Genomic DNA, 321 nt, shown 5'->3' with positions numbered 1-321 from the left:
CTTAGTCGGCACCATAACATTAAGTATGAACAACTTTTTCCCAGGAATTTTCGTAAAAATAACGGTACTTACCCTCCCCGCTTCGGCAGCGGAAAATTCACTGCTTCGACATTCACGGTTTGGTGATTAATCCTGTCGATATCCACGGAACTCTGCCCGTTTTCATTGATGGCATGAACATTAGCGAGGGAAAGCAGCGTGTCCTGGCGGGCCATAAATTGACCACGGACATCTTTACACAAATCGAAATGCATTTTTAACGCCGGGCCAATCGCTGAAGTTTGCATCACGTTGATATTGCGCAGAAAGAGGTGCTGCGGT

The 321-nt window shown here is 46.4% G+C and carries 1 protein-coding gene; it reads right to left on the bottom strand.

Features of this window, described 5'->3' with window-relative positions:
* Nucleotides 1–68: 68 nt before the first annotated feature.
* The coding region (locus tag J4G32_RS20760; protein ID WP_210497539.1) for a hypothetical protein at nucleotides 69–321 on the bottom strand (253 nt) is incomplete at its 5' end.

This window comes from Microvirga antarctica (genome assembly GCF_017921815.1).
GTDB classification, from domain to species: Bacteria; Pseudomonadota; Alphaproteobacteria; order Rhizobiales; family Beijerinckiaceae; genus Microvirga; species Microvirga antarctica.
Note: the sequence above shows the minus strand (reverse complement) of the source record. Positions and strands in the feature narration are given on the sequence as shown.